This is a genomic window from Hymenobacter duratus (genome assembly GCF_014698995.1).
Lineage (GTDB): Bacteria > Bacteroidota > Bacteroidia > Cytophagales > Hymenobacteraceae > Hymenobacter > Hymenobacter duratus.
Genome location: NZ_JACWZZ010000004.1, coordinates 389,765 through 407,598 on the forward strand (window position 1 = coordinate 389,765; position 17,834 = coordinate 407,598).

Below are 17,834 nucleotides of genomic sequence, written 5' to 3' on the forward strand. Positions count from 1 at the left end.
TCCTCCGATCTGGCCCCTGCTATAGCTCCGCCCGCCTATGACAACTGACATCCAGCAGCGCATCACGGCCCTTACTGAACGGCTACACCACCTCAACTACCAATATTACCAGCGCGACATATCAGAGGTTCCGGACCAGGAGTTTGACCAGATGCTGACCGAGCTGGCGCAGCTGGAAAAGCAGCACCCCGAATTCGCGCACGCCAACTCCCCTACCCAGCGCGTGGGCGGCACCATCACCAAGCAGTTCCCGACGGCTGCGCACCGCTACCCCATGCTCAGCCTCGGCAACACCTATTCCGAAGCTGACCTGCGCGAATTCGATGAGCGGGTGCGCAAGGGCCTGGAAGGGGCCGACTTCGCGTATGTATGCGAGCTGAAGTTCGATGGCGTGGCCATGAGCCTGACGTACGAAAACGGCCAGCTGACGCAGGGCGTCACGCGCGGCGACGGCACGCGCGGCGACGTGGTAACCAGCAACGTGCGCACCATCAAGAACCTGCCGCTACACCTGCGCGCCGCCTCGCCACAGCCCGCCGAGTTTGAGGTGCGCGGCGAGATTTTTATGCCGCTGCCGGTATTTGCCGAGCTGAACGCCGAGCGGGAAGCCAACGGTGAGGCGCTGCTGGCCAACCCGCGCAACGCGGCCAGTGGGGCGCTCAAGCTCCAGGATTCGGCGCTGGTGGCCGCCCGGCGGCTTCGCTTCTACGCCTATTCGTTTCTGATGCCCGGCCGCAGCGTGTTCCCCACGCACAGCGCCTCGCTGGCGGCTCTCAGCGGCTGGGGCCTGCCCGTGTCGGACACGTGGCGGCTGTGCGGCTCCATGGCGGAAGTGCTGGACTTCGTGCACGAATGGGACAAGAAACGCTTCACGCTGCCGGTTGCCACCGATGGCATTGTCATCAAAGTCGATGATTTCCGGCAGCAGGAGCAGCTAGGCTACACGTCCAAGAGTCCGCGCTGGGCTATTGCGTACAAGTATCCGGCCGAGGCGGGCCGCACGCGCCTGCGCGCTATTCAGTACCAGGTGGGCCGCACGGGCGCCGTTACGCCGGTGGCGCTGCTGGACCCGGTGCCGCTGGCCGGCACCGTGGTAAAGCGCGCCTCCGTGCACAACGCCAACCAGATAGCCGCCTTGGACCTGCGCCTCGGCGACATGGTATTCGTGGAGAAAGGCGGCGAAATCATTCCTAAGATTACTGGCGTAGATCTGGCCGCCCGGCCCGAGGACAGCCAGCCCATCGTCTATCCTACTGAGTGCCCGGCCTGCGGCACACCGCTCATCCGTCCCGAAGGCGAAGCGCACTTCCGCTGCCCCAATGACCGGAGCTGCCCCCCGCAACGGAAGGCCAAATTGGAGCATTATGTGTCGCGTAAGGCGCTGAATATCGATGGACTGGGTGCCGAAACCGTGGGCCGCTTCTTCGACTTGGGCCTCGTGACGGACCCGTCCAGCTTGTACGACCTGCCAGCCAAAGCCGAGGAGTTGGCCCAGCTGGACCGCATGGGCGAAAAATCGGTGCAGCGCCTGCTGGCCGGACTGGAGCTGAGCAAGCAGGTACCGTTCGACCGGGTGCTGTTCGGGCTGGGTATTCGGTACGTGGGAGAAACAGTTGCCGAAAAGCTGGCCAACCACTACCGCACGATTCAGGGGCTGATGGCGGCCACGGCTACGGAGCTGGCCGCCGTACCGGAAGTTGGCGGTGTCATTGCCGAGTCGGCGGCGGCGTGGTTTCAGGAACCGGAAAACCGGTTGCTGCTGGAGCGGCTGCAACTGGCCGGGGTGCAGCTGGCCCTCACGGGAGAAGCACCCAAAGCTATGAGCAACCGCTTGGACGGCCAGACGTTCGTGTTGTCGGGCGTGTTTGAATTGCACTCCCGCGACGAGTTGCAGGCACTTATCCAGGCGCACGGCGGCAAGGTGACGGGCAGTATCAGCAAGAAGCTCAGCTACCTGGTGGCCGGCGACAAGATGGGCCCCGCCAAGCGCGAAAAAGCCACCGAGCTGAAAGTGCCTATCATTTCTGAAAACGAGTTGCTGGCCATGCTTCCTTCTGCCACTGATGCTGCCACACCCGCCGCCAACGCCCCGGATATGGCGGCTACTGCGGAACGAATACCGACGCCAGACGTTACGCCAGAACCCTCAGCACCACTTAATACCCAACCGGGCCAACAGGGCTCTTTATTTTAGCCACCGGCCAGTCCCCCCACTTCTACTCCTGCTTTTCGCCATGACTACCCGCCTTTTGCTACTGGCTTCTCTTGCCGCCCTGCTCAGCTTCCAGCCAGCCCAGGCCCAGACGGCCTCCAAACCCGTTCCGCCTATTGTAGCGGCTGAATTCATTAAGAAACCGGATGTTGTAGTACTGGATGTGCGCACGCCCGAAGAGTTTGCCACCGGTCATTTGAAAGGAGCCCGGAATCTGGATTTCCGCGCCCCGGGCTTTGGGGAGCAAGTCCGTAAGCTTGACAAGAGCAAAACCTACGTGCTCTACTGCGCTTCCGGCAACCGCAGCGGCCAGAGCACCGTGCTCATGGAGGAGCTTGGTTTCCGCAAAATCGTGAATGCCGGTGCGTTCAAGGACCTGAAAGACGCCGGGTTGAAAACGGAGTAATTCTTCCCTTCGTGATAAAACAAACGGCCCCGCCTGCATAATGCAGGCGGGGCCGTTTGTTTTGCAATAGCCTTTGCCTTAGAAGCTGTTTACCATGCTGTTGTGCAACGTACGGGCACTCCAGTAGCCGCTAGCAATGATGCGGCGAATTGTGAACAACGGGTCCTGTGGGTCGCGCTTTTCGGCCAGCACGAAGGCGGCCACCATGCCGCGCTGCTTCAGCTGTGGAATAGCCTCGGGGTTCCAGAGGCCGAAAGGATAGGCGAAATACTTAATGTCTTTGCCGGTAATTTCCTCCAGCGTTTTGGTGGGCTTCTCGATCTGCGTCACCCAATCCTGGCCCTGGTATTTCTTCACGTTGTGGTGGTCCCAGGTGTGCGAGCCGATAACGTGACCCTCATCCGAAAGCTGCTTTACCTGCGCCTTGCTCATGTAGTTGGGGCGGCCTAGGCTCACAGTCATCACAAAAAACACGCCTTTGAAACCGTGCTTTTCCATCTCAGGCTTCGCAACGGTAAACTGGTCAAGGTCAGTATCATCGAAGGTCAGCATCACAGGCTTGCTGGGCAGCTTGGCACCAGTGGTGAGGTAGGCGTATAGCTGGTCGGGCAGGATGGTGTGGTAGCCAGAGTCGGCCAGCATCTGCATCTGCTTGCGGAAGGCATCAACCGGCACGATGTAGTCTTTGGCGCCTTTCGAGTCCTTGGCGCGCCAGTCCCGGATCTGGTGGTAGCATAGAATCGGAACCTGCGGGCGGGCAGTGATGGTGGCGGCATCCGCAATTTTTCCGGCCGGAATGCTGCTTGGGTCGGGAGCCGTGGTGCCGGAAGCAGTTGCGGCAGCCGAATCTTCGGCCGCGGCAGTGGCGGCCGTACCGCTCATGGCTTCACTGGTGGGAGAATCTGCTTCCGTAGTAACGGCCGACTTAGAATCGTTGCAGGAGGGCAGGCTGAGGGCCGAGGCCAGGGCCGCTACGGCGAGCAGCGTGAAATGGGTACGCTTCATGAAAAAGGAAAACACGGCCGGGCCGCAAAGGAAATGCTGTATTTTTGTCGAATTAGTCTGCTGGGGCAGCCGTGAACCGGCGCACTGGCGTTCCATCTTACAAAGCAACAGCTAATTCCCCGCATGGACAAACTCCGTGGCACCGGCGTCGCCCTCGTTACGCCCTTCACGCCTGCCCCCGACCACGCCGTAGACTACGCCGCCCTGCGCCGCCTCCTCGATTTTGTCATTGAAGGTGGGGTGGAATACCTCGTCATCAACGGCACCACGGCCGAGTCGCCGACCATTACGACGGCGGAAAAAGCCGAGATTCTGCGCGTCGTGAAGGAACATGTAGCCGGCCGCGTGCCACTCGTGTACGGCATCGGGGGCAACGACACGGCCGGCACCGAAGCTACCATCCACAGCACCGACCTGAGCGGCGTAACGGCTATTCTGTCGGCCAGCCCCTACTACAACAAACCCAGCCAGCGCGGCATCATTGCGCACTACGAGCGGCTGGCTGATGCCTCGCCCCTACCAATTATTCTGTACAACGTGCCGGGCCGTACTGCTTCCAATCTCACGGCCGCTACCACACTGCATCTGGCGCAGCACCCCAACATCATCGGTATCAAGGAAGCCAGCGGCAACCTAGAGCAGTGCCAGCAGATAGCCGCCGCCAAGCCCGCCGACTTCCTGCTCATCTCCGGCGACGACATGATGACGACTTCGCTCGTGAGCTTCGGGGCCGTAGGCGTTATTTCGGTGCTGGCCAATGTCTTCCCCCGCCCCTTCTCCGACATGGTGCGCCACGCGCTGGCCGGCAAGTTTCAGGAGGCGTCCAAGCTGCTTTTCAGCTTCGTAGACCTGAACCCGCTGATGTATGAGGAAAGCAACCCCGTGGGCGTAAAAGCAGCACTGGAAGCCCTGGGCGTATGTTCCGGCGAAGTGCGCCTGCCGCTGCTGGTCGCCTCAGAAGGCCTAATGGATCGGGTGAAGAAGCTGCTGTAGCAGCAATTTTATCTCGCTAAAAGCCTGTCATCCTGAGCGGAGCGAAGGACCTTATCACACCAGAACGATTATGTTCAACGTGATAAGGCCCTTCGCTCCGCTCAGGATGACAGGCTTTTTTACGGTTGATTCTCACCACCCACTGGCCAGCACATCGGCGACGTGCAGGGTCTTGATGGGCTTTTTCTCGCGTCGGATATAGGCGTCGAGGTGCATCAGGCAGCTAGTATCGGTGCTGATGATGTAGTTGGCGCCGGTGGCCAGGGCGTGTTCCACTTTCTGCTCAGCCATAGCCACAGATATGGCTTCGAACTTCACGGCGAATGTGCCGCCAAAGCCGCAGCAGGTTTCGTTTTCAGCCATTTCCAGGCGTTCCAGGCCCGGCACAGCGTCGAGCAGGCGGCGCGGAGCTTCCTTGATGCCGCACTCCCGCAACGCCGAGCAGGAGTCGTGGTAGGTGTAAGTGCCCGAGAGGCGGGCCTGCGGGATGGATTTCACGCCCAGCACATCCACCAGAAATTCAGTCATTTCGAAGATGCGGCGTTGGGTGCCGTGGTAGCGGCCCTGCTCCGGGCTGCCATCGAACAGCTCGGCGTAGGAGTTGCGCACCATACCCACGCACGATGCTGAGGGGCTGACGATGTAGCGGCTCGGCTCGTTAGGAAAGTCGTCCAGGAATTTGCAGGCCACTTCGCGGCTTTCGGCCTTGTAGCCGGCATTATAGGCTGGCTGCCCGCAGCAGGTCTGTTTGTTGTTGTAGTGCACCTCGCAGCCTACCGCTTCCAGCACCTTCACCATGTTCATGGCGGTGTTTGGAAAAAGTTGATCTACGAAACAGGGAATGAATATATCGACAGCAGTAGGCATGGTATGTGGCGGAAAATGGCTGTCATGCTGCGCGGAAGACCTTCTCAGGTCTGGACGAAACGTCTGACAGATATGTAGTCGTGAGAAGCTCCTTCGCGCAGCATAACAGGGGACTCAGGATGGCAAAGTACAGCTAATGCCCCGCAAATATCTGCTGATTCAGCCGCATGGCTTCTGCCAGCGCCTCCGGATTCAGGTGCAGGTCCTCCCCTGCTTCGGCAGCAAACGAAATCAGGTGCTCAGTGGGCATGTTACCCGTGAGCTGGTCGGCGGCCATGGGGCAGCCGCCGTAGCCGCCCAGCGCTCCATCGAAGCGGCGGCAGCCAGCCTGGTAAGCAGCCTGCACTTTCTCGCGCCAGCTGGTGGGTGTGGTATGCAGATGCGCGCCAAACTCAATATGGGGGAAAGCAGCCGTCAACTCGCGGAAAGGCGGTGCAATGGTGGCAGGTGTAGAAGCTCCGATGGTATCGGACAAGGCCACGATGCCTACCTCCAGCTCGTCGAGCTGCTGCGTGAATTCGCCCAGAATGTCTGGGTTCCAGGGGTCGTTGTAGGGGTTTCCGAAGCCCATGCTCAGGTACACGACTTGTTGCTGGCCGGTGCGGGCGCACAACTCCTGAATGCGCGTCACATCAATCAGCGCCTCGGCAATGGTCTTGTTGGTGTTGCGCAACTGAAACGTTTCGGACACGGACAGCGGGAAGCCGATATAGCGAATCTGGGGGTGCGTGGCGGCAGTTTCGGCGCCGCGAAGGTTGGCCACAATGGCCAGTAGCCGCGTACTTGACTGCGCCAAGTTCAGACCGTCCAGCACTTCGGCTGTATCCGCGAGTTGCGGAATGGCCTTCGCCGAAACGAACGAGCCAAAATCCAACGTATCAAATCCTACCCGCAGCAGCGTGTTTAGGTAGGCTATTTTCTGGGTAGTAGGGATGAGCGTGGGCCAGCCCTGCATGGCGTCGCGGGGGCAGTCGATGAGTTTCATGGGCAGCTAGCTGAGTGGGAGGCGCAAAGGTAGAATCCTGCACGACAACTGCCCGGTTGCCACTGGCCTGTCAGGGCTGCAAGACCCCGTACCGGCCGCCTTTGACGTCCAGCACAAGCATGCGGCCCACAAAGGGCTCATTGCCCAGCATCCCGGCCATGCCTGAAAAGCGCATCAGCGTCTGTTGCATCAGGTTCATACCTTCAATGTACGTGACGGTGCGCAGAGGAACCTCAGTGGCCCCAAAGCGGAGCTGCGCGGCAGTCGGGGCTTTGTGCACGAGTAGTTTTTTGCCCCAGGAGTTAGCGACGGTAGTACGGGCCGGGGCGCCCGGCGTAGCCATCTGCTTCCAGGTATCCTGGCTAGTTATAAGGGCATTGCCGCTAGAGCCGGAGTCAAACAGAAGCTGCTGGGTCTTGCCTTGCAACCCGGCGTCGAGTAGTAAGCGGCGGTTGGTGAAGGCCAGCGGCGCAAACTCCGTGCGACGAGCCAGACTGTCGGGCACCTGCGCGGCAAGCGTAAACTGGTTCCGGGAGTAGTCAAGCACCAGCACGCGCCCGTCGAGCACATCCGTCCCGAGCGTACCGATAATATACGGCTCCAGGCTGTCGGCGGGCAGTTCGGGGCGGCCTTGGGCCAGTACCGTGGTACGGCGCATGGCTACCTGGGCGCCACCTAGGCTGAAGTGGAAGTTGCGCACAGTATCATGGGAGGCTTGCAGTGCAGTAGACAGCGCCGGGTAGTGGGTGCGGAGCACTTCTAGCTGGTGAGCATAGAGTACTGTGTAGGGCACGCCGGTATCAAACTGCAGGTAGAAGGTGCGCGCGCAATTAGGTAGCCTGACAGGCACCAGCAGCGCGGTGTGCTGCACGGCGGGCTTCGCCGTAGTATCAGCAGTCCAGTGCAGGAGGCCGGTGGCGGGCAGCCCGGCAATAGTGAGCTGGTTGGCGGGTGGCGCGAACTTTTGCTTCATGTAGAAGTAGCCACCTATGCCGCTCAGCACGAGCAGCACCACAACCGACAGCAGGATTTTGAAGAGAGTTTTCATGAGGCTGAAAAGCGGGTTAGAATACGGTAGCAAACCTACCCGCTCCTCTCGCTCAGCCGTGCGTCATTTCCCCGACATTCACCCGCCACTTATCACATACAGCTATTTATCAACGCATTGCCACTACAACCGAACTGGATAAACTGCTAGATTTCCCCGCCGCAGCTGCCAGCCATAGTACCCAATTGTGGCTACATTCAGCAGATAGGTGAGCAGTAGTATCCAGAGAAACCCACCCTTGAGCGGTGCCCGCTGGTACTGCGCGGCTATTATCTGGCCCACGGCCAGCAGCACGTAGGCAAAGAAGCAGCCTACCTGCCACAGAATCTGAAAGCCCAGTACGCGGCGGCCCACTTCTGCTACATGCGCAATACTGTGTCGGCGCGCGCGCCACAGCAGGAACGGTACAACCAGATTCAGGAGCGGCAGCACCAGAAAACTGAGGGCACTCAGGTTGAGCAGTTGTAGAAAGTCCGGGTCGGAGCGCAGAGCTGGCTCAACGGGCCTGGTCACCAGTGTTGGGGTGGGTGGCGGCGCTGGTGCCAGCCCTTGCTCAAGTGAGGCCGGCAACACCTGGGGCGCTACTACTATCTCGCTGAATGGCACTGCGGCCACAGAAGCCACAGCTACTGGCACTTGCTCGGCCTGTAATTCCTGCAGTGGCACTTGTAGCGCCGAGGCTAGGGCCAGCAGCGTGTGGCCCCGTGGTACGGTGTCGCCCTGTTCTACCCGCTGAATAGTGCGCAGACTTATGCCGGCTTGCTCCGCCAGCACCTCCTGTGAAAGACCTTTACTTTTCCGGATAGCAACAACACGAGCAGCAGAAAACATAGTAGCAAGTAGCAGGGGAATGATGCCACAATAATACTTCTTTCCGCTACCAGAACCTGTGCCATAAGTAAGCGGGTTTTGTCGGGGTAGATCAGCAGAAGCAGCGAACTACCCTCAGCAATTTGAGGTTTAGAAGGAAATCGATACTTCCTATGCCCTACTCCTTGCGTTCCGCTTTTTATTTATCATTTTTTCTGCTTCTCGCTGCCTGTGGCAAACAGCAGACTCTGCAGGGCATCTTTCAGAAATCAACTCCGCATGAGGCGTATGCCCGCAAACTCCGGCAGGCTGGCCTCGACCAAACCGCCTTGGGCCGCGACTGGCTGGCCGCCGCCGACCGGGCACTGCGCGACTCGCTGGTCGTGACACTGCCTTTTGAGGAAACGGGCTACTTTGCGGCTGAGAGGGCCATTGCGGCGGCCTTCCGCTACCAGGTGCGGGCCGGCGAAACCGTCCGCATCAGCCTTACTCTTGACAAAGGCGCTGATGCCCGCGTGTTCTTGGATGCCTTCGAGCTAGACCCGGAGCGCCGTGCTACCCGCCCCCTGGCCTCGGCTGATACCACGGCGCTGGCCTTCAGCTACCTTGCCGAAGACGACCGGCAGCATCTGTTGCGCGTGCAGCCCGAGCTACTGCGTACCGGCCGGTTCACATTGCGCATTCAGCGGGCACCCAGTCTCAGCTTTCCGGTGCGCGGCAAGAACGACGTAGCGGTGGGTAGCTTCTGGGGGGTAGACCGCGACGGAGGAGCCCGCCGCCACGAGGGCATCGACATTTTTGCCAAGCGCGGCACGCCGGCCGTCGCCTCCGCCAATGGCTATATCACCCGCGTAAACGAGACGCCACTTGGCGGACGGGTAGTTTGGCTGATGGATACGGAGCACGGCCAGCACCTCTACTACGCCCACTTGGACAAACAGCTAGTGCAACCCGGCCAGCAGGTACGCATAGGAGATACGCTGGGGCTGGTAGGCAACACCGGCAATGCCCGCACCACTCCACCGCACCTGCATTTCGGCGTCTACCGCAGCGGCCGGGGCGCAGTTGATCCTTTCCCGTTTGTGCGTCGTCCTGATACAGCCCCGGCTACGCCGCGTACTGCTCCCGAGCGTCTGGGGCAGTGGGTGCGCGTGCAGGATAAGCGGATTGACCTGCGCCGGGGCCCGGTTGCGAAAGAAGCTGCAGTAGCGTCTGTTGGGCGCAACACTCCTCTGCTGGTGGTAGGCAGCCAAACAAACTGGTACCGTGTGCAGCATCCGGATGGCCGGTTTGGCTACGTGCCGGCTAAAGCGGTTGTGCCCGCCAGCACTCCTCTGCGCCAGGCAGCCCTAACCGACGTTGCTATTCTCTACACTCTGCCTCAATCCGGGTCTGCTTCGCTCGATTCGTTGCCCGCCCGCAGTTCGGTGGCGGTTCTAGGTGAGTTTGGTGGCTACCGCTTGGTGCGTAGCGCCACTGGCCGGCTGGGCTGGATAGTGCTGGCTGCTTCCTAGCCTTACCAAAAAGCGCCGCTTCACCTATTACTCATCTGGCCATCACCACTTTTGACACGGTGATTGGAGTACCGCGCGGCACGGCGTTCCTTGGATAGCCAATGCCGCGCTTCCGCAACAACCCCTCCTAACTACGTAAGCAAAAAGGCCCGCACGTTTCGTGCGGGCCTTTTTATTGGAAAACGGTATACCGTCCTACTCGGCTACAATAACTGCTTTCTGCAGTTTCTTGGCATACGCGAGGCGGCGCTCCTTGCCATTGGCTACGTAATCGAAGCCCACGGCTTTGGTGTCGGCCTTCACTGCCTGCCAAGCCTGCGCATCCACCTCGCTAGGCTGGGTGGCGTTGCGTGGCACAGCAGGCTGCGTGAACCGGTCTTCCCGGAAGAATGAGTTCATGCCCTGCAGAATGGCAATTTCCTTGTCGCGCACCGTAGCAGCCTGCGGATCGGCCATTTCCCGCTCGTCGAGCAGCGCCGTGGCCGGCATTACTTCTTTGCGCAGTGTATCGCCGGCGCTGTTCAGAATGATAAGGCGCACCCGCGAGCTGAGGATTTTAGGCCCCTGCAGTTGCAGAATGAAGTTGTCCTTGGTTTTGGTATTCGAAAAGTAGTGCGTGGCATTTACCGTCCGCAGAATAGTCCGGTCGTTTACACGGCCCCGGGCACCCTCTGGCGTAGGAGTAAATGGACGGTCAGGATTCCGGGAATTTCCCATTTCCTTTTCCGTATTAAGACACGAAGTAGTCTGGAACAGCAGCCCCGAACAGGCGGCGGCCAGGAGTATTTTTTTCATTTGGTGGTGAGCAACCATTGTCAAGTCAGATCGGCTAACTACAAAACCTCCCGACAGTGGAGAGGAACATAAAGCCGCAACAGCTAATTTTATTCAAAGCTACGGCTCTCCCTGCATCTACCAAAAAAATAGCACAGGGTTGGGGTTCTTTACTTTTTTCTTTTCTGATAAGGGGCCCAACGTGTGGTAAGGCAGTAAATATCTCCGCCGGACTGCCGCGCTTAAAAGCTGGCCGACGCTGCGTGGTAGGCATATTACAGCCAGCCCAGCTCCACTCCCACGGTCCAGCGGGGCAGCTCAGGAAAAAGCGAGCCGGCATCAGAAGTAAAGGTATCGGAGAGGCGGTAGCGGGCTACGGCGGCATACCGGCTGGAACCCAGCCGCGCCCCCACTCCATAGGACCAGCGCCGCAGATAAGGCAGGCCGTTTTCGGTCTGCTGCACCTTTTTGGGGCCCGTGCCGGGCCGGTCTTCGAAGCGGTGCGCGGTGCTCAGGGCCCAACCGCCCCAGCCCGTCAGGTCGAGGTAGCGGCCTATGGCGTCGCCGCGTTGGCCCGCATTCAGGCGCACGAAGCCCTCCACCTGCACCTGCGACATAGCCAGCGACTCGCGGTAGTGCAGGTCTGCAGTAGGCAGGAGTTTGCCAGAAGTTTGCGCTAGGTCGTAGGTCAGGCGCACAAAGCGCAGGTCGAAGCCAATGCTCAGCGGCTCACTCAGGCGAAACTTGTTGCGGACCCCTACCATAAACTCGGCCGAGCTGCCATAGCGCAGTTTGGCACCGTTTCCCGCCGACCTGCCTACCACCGGCATGTAGCCCAGATAGAGGTGGTTGAAGAAGGCCCGGTTGGGCCCGAACTGCTCGTACACAGTGTCTTCAGCCGTCGTAGACTGCAGCAGTACGCGCTGGGCCTGTCCTTTGGCCGCTGCCAGCAGGCTGAGCCCCAACACAACGATGAGTGTACTCTTAGAGAGCTTCATAAAACCGGATAGCTATGGGTGGTGCCCAAGTAATATACCCGCACTACGTCGCCGGGCTGGAGCGTACGGCGCGGAATACGCAAAATGGCGCGCTGGCTCACTTCCACCACTTCGTAGCGGCGCAACACGCCACGCGCATCCGCTACGTGCCAGTAGAGGTAGCCAGCCGCCGGCAGTGCCAGCGCTACCGGCTCCGATTCCGGCACCACTACCGACTGTGTCTGGCCCTGGTTCAGTGGGCGGGGCTCTTCGCGCCCTACCCGGGGCACGCGCTTGGCATCAGGCAGTGCGCCCAAGGAATCAGCGTAGAATGGCAGCGTCCGCACCATGAGGCGGGTGGCTTCCGGGCGAATGTTAACAGCCAGAATGCTGTCTTCGACCACAAAATCTACTTTCGTGGCATGTGTGGCAGCCGTTTTCTGCAGAAAGAAGCCCGCCTGTGGCAGCCCGTAGCCATGCGCATAGTCGTAATACGGGTAGAGCGAGGCCGATTCCTGCAGCTTCTGAAACAGCTGCATAGCAGTAAGGCCACGCTGCTGTTGCCACACGCAGGCCGCAAACCCGGCCACGAGCGGACTGGCGAATGAGGTGCCATCGACGCGGGAGTAGCCACCTGGCGCCGCCGTCAGGACGGTACCAAATGCAGCTACATTAGGCTTCAGGCGGCGGTCGGCAGTGGGGCCAAAGGCGCTGAAATTCAGGTGAAGGCCTGTTTCAGGGTCGAGCCCGCCTACTGCCAGCACCGAATCTGCATCGGCAGGGGTGCCCACTGTGCGCCAGTCTTCGTTGTCGCCATCGTTACCGGCAGCATTCACCACCAGCATGCCCTTGCGGGCCGCCAGGTTGGCAGCCCGCGCCACTAGGCTCAGGCGGCCGTTCATTTCTTCCGGAAAATAGCGCCGGGCCGTGTATCCCAGCGACGAATTGATGATGTCGGCACCGTTGCGGTCAGCCCACTCCACAGCGGCCAGCCAGTCTAGCTCTTCGGCATATATCTCGCGGTGCATCCGTTCGGTACGGGCCAGCAGGTAGTCGGCGCCAGTAGCTAGGCCCAATGGTGTGCCATCGGGCAGGCGGCCTGCCAGGCAAGCCAGCACCTCGGTGCCGTGGCTGCCGCCATGAAATACGGCGGTAGTATGCCGGGCAAAATCGTAGGTAGCCACTACCCTTTTCTGGGCAAACAACTCCCGAAAAGCCGGATGCTGGTCGGCGCCATTGAAGCCGACATCGAACACCGCAATACGCAGCCCCTTGCCATCCAGCGCGGCCTGGCCGAAGGCATCAGAGCCAAGCGTGCGCACCTGACGGCGCGCCAGCAGCCGGTCGGTGGTGCTGATGGTTTTATGGCCTTCCTTGCCTGGCGCTACCGGGCGAGCCGCCACCACCAACTCCGTATGGCCCAGAGGCCGCACCTGGCGCACGCCGGGTAGGCGGGCCAGCGCCGCAGCCTGCGCCGGGGTGGCACGGCAGGCCACGGCATTGAACCAGCGGCTTACCAGCAAAATTGAATCTGAATGCCGGCGCACGGCACGTACATAATCGGGACGAACAGCAAAGTCAGTGCTATCGGCGGCGGGTAGGTGCTGACGCTGGCGGCGGGCCCGCGCCTCGGGCACGAAGTACGTAGCGGCGTCAAACCGGACACCGGCTTTGTCGCGAAGCTCTACCCAATAGTGCGCTACCGATGGCGCTGCCTGTGCAACGGCGCTACCAGTTGAGGCCAGACTCAGCAGAAAGAAAAGGAAAGGAAGAGGCCGCAATAGCAAGGATAGATAAGAGAAAGGTAGAAGACCAAGTTGGCAGGTAGGGGCCGGGCACGCCGGGCGCCAGGCTCAACAGGGTTGTCTACGTAAATCGAAGGCGGGCTGCCATCCTTCCTCACTAAGCAACTGGCCCGCCGTGTAGCTGGGAGGGCAAGATAACCAGAAACCCAACAGCACTGGCCCAGCCGGCAACTCCATACTCCGGCTGTCCGTTTGAAGCCCAACAGCATCTGCTGTGCTGTTTCTCACCTTTCTGCTTCATTTTTATGTATATGCTCCCCATGCGTGCTTCTCTCATCACGGTTCTAAGTGCCGGTTCGCTGCTGCTCGGCGGCTGCAACGCCAAAGAAATTGCGGCGCTCCAGCAGCAAAATGCGTCCCTCTCCTCGTCCCGTGACCAGCTTCAGGCCCAGAAAACAGCACTTGAGCAGGAAAAAGCCCGCAACGAAGAGGCGCTGCGCTCCAGCCTGCTCAATAAAAACCAGCAGGTAAATCAGCTGAATGACAACTTGAGCGGCGCCCAGCAGGCCAACTCGGCTCTTTCTGCTGATCTGCGCTCCAAAGAGCAGCGTATTGCTGAAATGCAGCGCATTCTGGACCAGAAAGACGCGGCTGTGAAGGCCCTGCGCCAAAAAGTTGGGGATGCCCTGCTTGGGTTCAATGCCCAGGACCTGCAGGTGAATGTCAAGAACGGCAAAGTATACGTGTCGCTCTCGGAGCAGCTTCTGTTCAAATCAGGCTCAACCAAAGTAGACCCCAAAGGTCAGGATGCCCTGAAAAAGCTGGCTACAGCGCTGAAAGGCAACCAGGATGTGAATGTGCTGGTAGAAGGCCACACCGATAACGTGCCGCTGAAGGGCGTGGTGAGTGGCGCTAAAGACAACTGGGACCTAAGCGTACTGCGGGCCACTGAAATTACCCGCATTCTAACCGAGGCAGGCCTGGCCGCCGGCCAAGTGACGCCTTCGGGCCGCTCGATGTTTGTGCCAGTGGCCGCCAACGACTCCCCAACGAACAAGGCCCTGAACCGCCGCACCGAAATCATCCTGACGCCTAAGCTTGATGAGTTGTTCCAGATTCTGGAAGCCAACTAGCCTGGTGGAGTAGCGCAGTGTCCGCTACTATCTGTGCTTAATACATTGCTTACGTGCAAGTAAAAAGCCGGCTGCTCCTAGTGAAGCAGCCGGCTTTTTTATGGCTGGCCAGTCAGCTGAAATGTCTCTACTCCTACCCATTGCTGGCCGTTGTGGCGAAACAATTCGAATGTAGAGACCGGAAAAGTGGCTTCATAGCAGCGAGCAGCAAATTCCTGGCGTAGCGCAGGCACTTGGGCTTCGGGCAGGTCGCGGGTGGCTAAGGTCATATGGGGCGTGAAGGGGCGCGGCTCCTGCGGCACGGCCGGCAGGTACTGGGCGCAATGCGCTACCAGTGCTGCGTGAAACTGCCGGAGCGCCTCCGCCACTCGCACCTCCACAAACAGCGTGCGGCTCCCGAACCAGTTAAAGCCTTGCATCCCTACTGCAAACGGCGCCTGCGAAGCCGCAAAGTCACGAAGCACTACGCTGGCTTCGGTAGTGAAGGTATCCGGCTGGCGCATAGGTGGCAGCAGCGTGATATGCGGTGGCAGCCGGATGGCATTGCGGCTGCCGGTGCGGTGGTGTAGCTCCTGCTTCATTTCCCACACCTGCTGCCGCACCGGCTCGGGAGGCAGCAGCGCCAGCAGGTACAAGGTGGCAGACTCTTTTGTATGGCTTCGCATGTAGTTTGTAGCAACTAAAATGCACAACACACGAAAATTAATAGGCCCTATCCTCCTTGATACACAAAAACCTTTCTCCTATTGAGTGGCCTTCGAAGTAAGCAACTTTGCCACGTATGAATGAGATAATAGTAGTGCTACATGTGCCGACAATTGCATCCAGCGCCTCCTCAATAGGCATTGTCTGTTGATGATAGCCCACCATGGGAGACATGATATAACACACCTTCAATTTATACTTAGCTATTGCTTTCAGCACAAATTCAATGTCATGCTGTTTGCCGCCTTTGGGTAGCTGCTTGCAATACCGAATATCTAACTCTCTCCCCAAACCATCCATGCCAAGCATAGGGTTTATGTGACGGTGTCTTGCGCTGCGCTTTGCGGCTTTTTTGGACACTTCGCCTTGTGGCAGATAGTGCCTTCTAGCGGAAGAGTGCCTTTCAGTGAAAGCAGCCACAAAAGCCTCCAACTGCTCCTGCATATACAAATGCGCTTGGTAGTCAGGGTCCATTCCGAAATTTCTTCAGGTACCTATGAGGGACAATTGAGCAGCCTAGTAATCAGCAACACGCCTTCTACAGCCCATACTTGCTCAGCAGATAAACCAATGCGGCCATACTGGCACCGCCCAGCTCTAGCTCACGCCGGTTGACTTTATCGAAAGTATCGGTGGCGGCGTGGTGAATGTCGAAGTAGCGCTGGGAGTCGCAGTCGAAGCCGATGAGGGCTTTGGCCTGGCCTTTCAGCGGGCCGATGTCAGTACCGGCATGGCCAGCATTGAACTCGGCGCTGCCATAGGGCTGGAGGAGCGGCTGCCAGCGCTGCACTTTCCGCACGGTAGCGGCGTCGGCCTCAATATTGAAGCCCCGCGGCGTAAATCCGCCGCCGTCCGACTCCATAGCCGCCAAGTGCTTCTCATTGGCCGACTTAGCTACTTCAGCATATTTATTGCCGCCGCGCACCCCGTTTTCCTCGTTCATAAAGAGCACGGCGCGCACCGTACGCTCCGGCTTCAGGCCAGTGGCTTTCAGCAGGCGTAGCACTTCCATACTCTGTACGCAGCCAGTGCCGTCGTCGTGAGCACCCTGCGCCAGATCCCAGGAGTCGAGGTGGCCTCCCACCGTAATAATTTCATCAGGATATTTGGAGCCGCGGATTTCACCCACCACGTTATAGCTCTTCACATCGGGCAGCGTCTGGCAGGCCATTTCCAGCTCGAAGGTTAGGTCGGAGTCGGCTTTGAGCAACTGGCTGAGCTGGTCGGCCCCGTTGGTGCTGAGGGCCGCGGCCGGCACCTGCGTCACCCCATCCTCGTAGCGCATGGTACCCGTATGCGGATAGTCATCGTGGGCCAGCGAGAGGCTGCGCACTAATGCGCCAATGGCACCACGCTTGGCTGCTTCGGACGCACCGCTACGGCGCTGGTCGCCGGCCTCCCCATAGGCACGGCCGGTTTCTACATAGGCTGGGTTCATTGGCCGGTTGAAGAACACAATCTTACCCTTCACTTTATCAGCGGGTAATGCAGCTAGCTCTGCCATGCTCTTCACCTCTACTACCTGGGCTTTCAATTTGCCATTGGTGCCTACTGAGCCGCCCAGCGCGCACACGTTAAAGTCAATGCCCTTGCCTTTTGCGCCCGTCGCGCGCGCCCTTTCCTTGGCTCCACGTACCCAGTGTGGCACCATCACCTCCTGCAGATATACCCGGTCCAGGCCTATCTTCTCCATTTCCGTTTTGCCCCACTGCACCGCCTGTTCTGCCTGTGGCGAACCACTCAGGCGCCCGCCAATGCGGGTGCATAGGTCACGCAGGTTGGCGTAGCTCTGTCCCCGCAGCAGGGCCTCATCATAGAGCTTGCGAATGTTCAGCGAGTCGGTTTTGGAAGAGGTGGCAGCAGCAGACTGCGCCGTGGCAGACCCGGCCGCGGCCAGGAGCATACCGGCCAGGGCGAAGGGACGGAAGATGTTTCGCATGCGGAATAAAAGAAGCGTGAAAAGGCATTTGGGCGCTTTTCACAGGAATACGGATGGGTAAAGTAGCCGAAAAAGATGGCAGGTTGCAGCATCTAGCCCCTGCCCCAGCCTAATACATCTGCGTTTCGACTGTTGCGGCCTGCGTAGAATCGCGCGGTATTTTCACTTTGAACAGGTAGCCGTACTGCTCATCCGGGACGCTTGCTACCGGCCGGCGGGCGCCTAGCGCTTCTACCGTTTCAAGAATAGTATTGGAGTGCCCCACTACCACTGCCACCCGCCCCCGGTGGTCGCGCCGGATCTGGCGGGCCAGGGCAGGTAGCTGCCGCGCGTCGTAGGTCTGGGGCGTCAGCTTCATCAGGTCTGCTAGGGGCTGCACCGTGGCGCGGGTGCGGGCCGTATTGGTAGTGAAGATGATGCTGGGCCGGGCCTGCTCGAATATTTTCTCCCGCAACGCTACTGCCCGCTGCCGTCCGGCCGCCGTCAGGGGTGGGTCAGTTAGACCGGGGGTTAGGTCTTTTTCGGCGTGCCGCACTACATACACGATAGTTACGTAACGGTCGTGCTGCGGCGTAAGCAGGCCGCAGTTACTGCTCAGTAGCAGTACAAGCAGCGGCAGCAGAAAGTAGAGAGGGCGGCGCGGAAAACTCATAGCGGGATGCGGGAAGATGTAGATGGAAGGCTACCCGGCGGCGGCAAAGCCCTGCAGGGTAGCTGGGGT

The 17,834-nt window shown here is 59.7% G+C and carries 17 protein-coding genes; 5 read left to right on the forward strand and 12 right to left on the reverse strand.

Features of this window, described 5'->3' with window-relative positions; genetic code table 11:
* The first annotated feature begins 37 nt into the window (after positions 1–37).
* Together ligA and IC231_RS17780 are read left to right on the forward strand one after the other, a co-directional pair.
* A complete protein-coding gene (gene ligA / locus IC231_RS17775; protein WP_190785821.1) occupies positions 38–2,194 on the forward strand; it encodes an NAD-dependent DNA ligase LigA in 2,157 nt (718 codons plus the stop codon).
* Between the two features lie 40 nt (positions 2,195–2,234).
* Positions 2,235–2,618: a rhodanese-like domain-containing protein gene (locus tag IC231_RS17780; RefSeq protein ID WP_190785822.1), complete on the forward strand. Its 384-nt coding sequence runs from the start codon at positions 2,235–2,237 to the stop codon at positions 2,616–2,618.
* A gap of 78 nt (positions 2,619–2,696) precedes the next feature.
* Here IC231_RS17780 and IC231_RS17785 read toward each other — a convergent pair whose 3' ends face one another.
* On the reverse strand, positions 2,697–3,623 hold the full coding sequence (locus IC231_RS17785; RefSeq protein WP_190785823.1) for a polysaccharide deacetylase family protein: 927 nt from the start codon (positions 3,621–3,623) through the stop codon (positions 2,697–2,699).
* A gap of 123 nt (positions 3,624–3,746) precedes the next feature.
* On the opposite strand from IC231_RS17785, the gene dapA reads away from it, so the two are divergent.
* Positions 3,747–4,616 carry a 4-hydroxy-tetrahydrodipicolinate synthase gene (dapA, locus tag IC231_RS17790; RefSeq protein ID WP_190785824.1) on the forward strand — a complete coding sequence of 290 codons (870 nt, stop codon included), beginning with the start codon at positions 3,747–3,749 and terminating at the stop codon, positions 4,614–4,616.
* Positions 4,617–4,748: 132 nt separating this feature from the next.
* On the opposite strand, the gene IC231_RS17795 is transcribed toward dapA, so the two are convergent.
* From IC231_RS17795 to IC231_RS17810, 4 genes are all read right to left on the reverse strand, one after another.
* On the reverse strand, positions 4,749–5,483 hold the full coding sequence (locus tag IC231_RS17795; protein WP_190785825.1) for a (Fe-S)-binding protein: 735 nt from the start codon (positions 5,481–5,483) through the stop codon (positions 4,749–4,751).
* A gap of 133 nt (positions 5,484–5,616) precedes the next feature.
* Positions 5,617–6,468: a hydroxymethylglutaryl-CoA lyase gene (locus IC231_RS17800; RefSeq protein WP_190785826.1), complete on the reverse strand. Its 852-nt coding sequence runs from the start codon at positions 6,466–6,468 to the stop codon at positions 5,617–5,619.
* Positions 6,469–6,538: 70 nt separating this feature from the next.
* On the reverse strand, positions 6,539–7,516 hold the full coding sequence (locus IC231_RS17805) for a hypothetical protein (protein ID WP_190785827.1): 978 nt from the start codon (positions 7,514–7,516) through the stop codon (positions 6,539–6,541).
* Positions 7,517–7,639: 123 nt separating this feature from the next.
* Positions 7,640–8,347, reverse strand: a complete 708-nt coding sequence (locus IC231_RS17810) for a helix-turn-helix domain-containing protein (protein ID WP_190785828.1) — start codon at positions 8,345–8,347, stop codon at positions 7,640–7,642.
* A 152-nt stretch (positions 8,348–8,499) separates the two neighbouring features.
* On the opposite strand from IC231_RS17810, the gene IC231_RS17815 reads away from it, so the two are divergent.
* Entirely contained in the window at positions 8,500–9,840 is a 1,341-nt protein-coding gene (locus IC231_RS17815) for a peptidoglycan DD-metalloendopeptidase family protein (RefSeq protein WP_190785829.1), read from the forward strand.
* Between the two features lie 195 nt (positions 9,841–10,035).
* Here IC231_RS17815 and IC231_RS17820 read toward each other — a convergent pair whose 3' ends face one another.
* The 3 genes from IC231_RS17820 to IC231_RS17830 form a co-directional block, all read right to left on the reverse strand.
* A complete protein-coding gene (locus tag IC231_RS17820; RefSeq protein ID WP_190785830.1) occupies positions 10,036–10,635 on the reverse strand; it encodes a hypothetical protein in 600 nt (199 codons plus the stop codon).
* 254 nt (positions 10,636–10,889) lie between these two features.
* Entirely contained in the window at positions 10,890–11,612 is a 723-nt protein-coding gene (locus IC231_RS17825; RefSeq protein WP_190785831.1) for a hypothetical protein, read from the reverse strand.
* On the reverse strand, positions 11,609–13,372 hold the full coding sequence (locus tag IC231_RS17830; protein ID WP_190785832.1) for a S8 family serine peptidase: 1,764 nt from the start codon (positions 13,370–13,372) through the stop codon (positions 11,609–11,611). Before IC231_RS17830 ends, IC231_RS17825 begins: the two co-directional genes overlap by 4 nt.
* 284 nt (positions 13,373–13,656) lie before the next feature.
* Between IC231_RS17830 and IC231_RS17835 the strand changes: the two genes are divergently transcribed.
* Entirely contained in the window at positions 13,657–14,469 is an 813-nt protein-coding gene (locus IC231_RS17835) for an OmpA family protein (protein ID WP_185886370.1), read from the forward strand.
* 98 nt (positions 14,470–14,567) lie between these two features.
* Here the strand turns inward: IC231_RS17835 and IC231_RS17840 are convergent, their stop codons facing one another.
* The 4 genes from IC231_RS17840 to IC231_RS17855 form a co-directional block, all read right to left on the reverse strand.
* Positions 14,568–15,134 (reverse strand): 2'-5' RNA ligase family protein, encoded by a 567-nt coding sequence (locus IC231_RS17840; protein ID WP_190785833.1) that lies wholly within the window; start codon positions 15,132–15,134, stop codon positions 14,568–14,570.
* Positions 15,135–15,171: 37 nt separating this feature from the next.
* On the reverse strand, positions 15,172–15,648 hold the full coding sequence (locus IC231_RS17845; RefSeq protein ID WP_190785834.1) for a hypothetical protein: 477 nt from the start codon (positions 15,646–15,648) through the stop codon (positions 15,172–15,174).
* Positions 15,649–15,712: 64 nt separating this feature from the next.
* On the reverse strand, positions 15,713–17,113 hold the full coding sequence (locus IC231_RS17850; RefSeq protein WP_211539171.1) for a M20/M25/M40 family metallo-hydrolase: 1,401 nt from the start codon (positions 17,111–17,113) through the stop codon (positions 15,713–15,715).
* Between the two features lie 109 nt (positions 17,114–17,222).
* Entirely contained in the window at positions 17,223–17,765 is a 543-nt protein-coding gene (locus tag IC231_RS17855) for a histidine phosphatase family protein (RefSeq protein WP_190785835.1), read from the reverse strand.
* Between the last annotated feature and the right edge of the window lie 69 nt (positions 17,766–17,834).

Coding starts and splice junctions, on each gene's coding strand:
- ligA (WP_190785821.1), top strand. CDS start 38: ATGACAACTGACATCCAGCAGCGCATCACGGCCCTTACTGAACGGCTA.
- IC231_RS17780 (WP_190785822.1), top strand. CDS start 2,235: ATGACTACCCGCCTTTTGCTACTGGCTTCTCTTGCCGCCCTGCTCAGC.
- IC231_RS17785 (WP_190785823.1), bottom strand. CDS start 3,623: ATGAAGCGTACCCATTTCACGCTGCTCGCCGTAGCGGCCCTGGCCTCG.
- dapA (WP_190785824.1), top strand. CDS start 3,747: ATGGACAAACTCCGTGGCACCGGCGTCGCCCTCGTTACGCCCTTCACG.
- IC231_RS17795 (WP_190785825.1), bottom strand. CDS start 5,483: ATGCCTACTGCTGTCGATATATTCATTCCCTGTTTCGTAGATCAACTT.
- IC231_RS17800 (WP_190785826.1), bottom strand. CDS start 6,468: ATGAAACTCATCGACTGCCCCCGCGACGCCATGCAGGGCTGGCCCACG.
- IC231_RS17805 (WP_190785827.1), bottom strand. CDS start 7,516: ATGAAAACTCTCTTCAAAATCCTGCTGTCGGTTGTGGTGCTGCTCGTG.
- IC231_RS17810 (WP_190785828.1), bottom strand. CDS start 8,347: ATGTTTTCTGCTGCTCGTGTTGTTGCTATCCGGAAAAGTAAAGGTCTT.
- IC231_RS17815 (WP_190785829.1), top strand. CDS start 8,500: ATGCCCTACTCCTTGCGTTCCGCTTTTTATTTATCATTTTTTCTGCTT.
- IC231_RS17820 (WP_190785830.1), bottom strand. CDS start 10,635: ATGAAAAAAATACTCCTGGCCGCCGCCTGTTCGGGGCTGCTGTTCCAG.
- IC231_RS17825 (WP_190785831.1), bottom strand. CDS start 11,612: ATGAAGCTCTCTAAGAGTACACTCATCGTTGTGTTGGGGCTCAGCCTG.
- IC231_RS17835 (WP_185886370.1), top strand. CDS start 13,657: ATGCGTGCTTCTCTCATCACGGTTCTAAGTGCCGGTTCGCTGCTGCTC.
- IC231_RS17840 (WP_190785833.1), bottom strand. CDS start 15,134: ATGCGAAGCCATACAAAAGAGTCTGCCACCTTGTACCTGCTGGCGCTG.
- IC231_RS17845 (WP_190785834.1), bottom strand. CDS start 15,648: ATGGACCCTGACTACCAAGCGCATTTGTATATGCAGGAGCAGTTGGAG.
- IC231_RS17850 (WP_211539171.1), bottom strand. CDS start 17,113: ATGCGAAACATCTTCCGTCCCTTCGCCCTGGCCGGTATGCTCCTGGCC.
- IC231_RS17855 (WP_190785835.1), bottom strand. CDS start 17,765: ATGAGTTTTCCGCGCCGCCCTCTCTACTTTCTGCTGCCGCTGCTTGTA.